At 46.6% G+C, this 2,073-nt stretch carries 4 protein-coding genes; all 4 read right to left on the bottom strand.

The window, feature by feature from the left end:
• A partial coding sequence (locus VIP81_RS03605; RefSeq protein WP_331957111.1) for a hypothetical protein occupies positions 1-194 on the bottom strand: 194 nt, incomplete at its 3' end.
• The gene (locus VIP81_RS03600; RefSeq protein ID WP_331957110.1) at positions 181-1,158 is read right to left on the bottom strand and encodes a FecR family protein; all 978 of its coding nucleotides are present in this window, start codon (positions 1,156-1,158) and stop codon (positions 181-183) included. The genes VIP81_RS03600 and VIP81_RS03605, both read right to left, overlap by 14 nt.
• A gap of 32 nt (positions 1,159-1,190) precedes the next feature.
• A complete protein-coding gene (locus VIP81_RS03595; protein WP_331957109.1) occupies positions 1,191-1,730 on the bottom strand; it encodes an RNA polymerase sigma-70 factor in 540 nt (179 codons plus the stop codon).
• 72 nt (positions 1,731-1,802) lie between these two features.
• Positions 1,803-2,073 (bottom strand): hypothetical protein (locus VIP81_RS03590; protein ID WP_331957108.1); only part of this gene is annotated, 271 nt, incomplete at its 5' end.

The following is a 2,073-nucleotide window of genomic DNA, read 5'->3' as shown; positions in this document are numbered from 1 at the left end:
AATTTACTGGTGTTCAGCGAAAACTTCGCGCCGGTTTGACGGCTCACGACACTGAGCAACGAGTCGAAACGAATCGTTGTTGCAGGCACTACAATTTTTTGCTGCAGGTTGATGCGACTTTGCTGTGCGCTGCAAAGGGAGGCCGTTACAATGGTGATAAACAGCGTAGCTACATAATACTTAATTGCATCCATTGCCACTGATAAACACGGTATCTTCTTCGATCTTATACTGAACATTCAACGTAATTGATATCACCTCAAAAATGAATCGCATTGATTTATTGTCGAAAGAGCTACTCATGGTGCAGGTTTCCAGTTTTTTGTTATTAAAAACGATCCTGACACCATAGGCTTTTTCGAGTTGCGCCGCGATATCTTTCAGGGGAGCATTTGTAAAATTAAAAGATCTTTTTATTTCACTGCCGTCTGCCATCTTCAAATGAAAGCGGCGAGTGGTGTTATTGTAATAGCCGGTTTCGCCTGTTTTCACCGTAATGCCGCTATCGCTTCTGTACATACTCACCGCGCCGGATGTTACTGCCACGGCGATGGTGGCCGGGTCTTCTGTTACGTAAAAAACGGTGCCCAATACTTTTACCTGTATATCGCCCACGCTTACGACAAATGGTTTTGCAGGATCGGCGGTGACATCAAAACCGGCGTTTCCGGTTAGGTGAACACTGCGGGTGTGGCCTGCAAAGTCTTTCGTGTACTTTACAGTAGCGCCGCTGCTGATTTCTGCCACAGAATGATCCGGCAGTGTATCCCGCAGCAGTTGCTGATGCGCCTGTCGCACTACCAGCGGATCGGTAATGGTGGCCGGTGTGGGATGCAGCAGCCAATACGCGCCAGCCGCGCCTAACAGGATCAGCACGGCCGCGGCGATGCCCCAGCGGAGCATTTTCACGGTAGCTGTTTGGGCCGGTTTTCCGGCTTGCCTGATGCGCTTTAATACTTGCAATTTATCGGGCAACTGCCAGGCAGTGCCGGCGGCTGTTTGCGCCCACACGCTCATGGCCTGTTCCAATAAAACGCGGTTGCTACTGGCCTCATTTACCCAATCATCCACCGCCATGGCTTCTTCCGGAGAAGCTTCTCCGGAAAGATACTTTGCCAGTATTTCATCATCAACTTGTATGTGACCGGGCTTATTCATTAGTTGTAAAGTTGTACTTATACTTTTATTTTTTATAGGAAAAATAATATCATAAGGCTGATCATAATATCAAATAATTTTGCCCTTAAAATCTTTAGTGCTTTTCCCATCTGTGCTTCTACGGTTTTTATGGACAGACCCATTTCTGCGGCAATGTCTGCATACTTCCTGCCTTCAAAGCGGCTTTTTGTAAAAATCAGCTGGCATTGAGGCGAGAGTGCGGCGATGTGGTCCATGATCTGACGATTGATTTCTTTGCTGACCAGCAGATCGGCTTTATCGTGATCGGTGTTGTCACGCTCTGTTACATATCTTGCTTTGATCTTTTCATGTCTTTTTATATTCAGGCAATAATGATATACCGCCGTGTAGAGGTATGATTTTACAGATTGCTCTTCGTCCAGTGTGTCTCTTTTCTCCCATAATTTCAGGAATACCGCCTGCACGGCATCTTTGGCGCTATCGTTGTCTTTCAGGATGGTAAAGGCATAACGGTGCAACCCTTCATAGTGGTGATGAAAGTATTGTTCTACCAGTAAAGTCAGTCTGTCATTGTGTTTATCTTTCTCCAATGGCCCGTTTGCTGTTATATCTACCCGTAATACACCTGAATGGTGATAAACCCTTAGTGTCTGAAAAAATAATTATTTTCTGATGAAAGCCACGAGTGCTGGCACCAATTCCGGCGATAAAGGTAATGGCGTCTTTTTATCCGGCGAAATGCCGTTACTATTTTTCAAGGCATGTGTCATCCCTTCTATCAACACCAGGTTGGTACCTGGTTTACAGTCCTGCAGCATGGTTACCTGCGCGGGCGACACCTGTACATCGGCTGCACCGCCCACTATTAATACGGGCATTCTCAGGCTGGTCATTAACGCACAGGGATCCAGGCGGAAGGTACTTTTCCAGTAG

Origin of the sequence: Chitinophaga sp. (genome assembly GCF_036566945.1) — a bacterium.
GTDB lineage: Bacteria > Bacteroidota > Bacteroidia > Chitinophagales > Chitinophagaceae > Chitinophaga.
The sequence above is the reverse complement of the archived record's forward strand: the minus strand, read 5'-3'. Positions and strand labels throughout refer to the sequence as shown.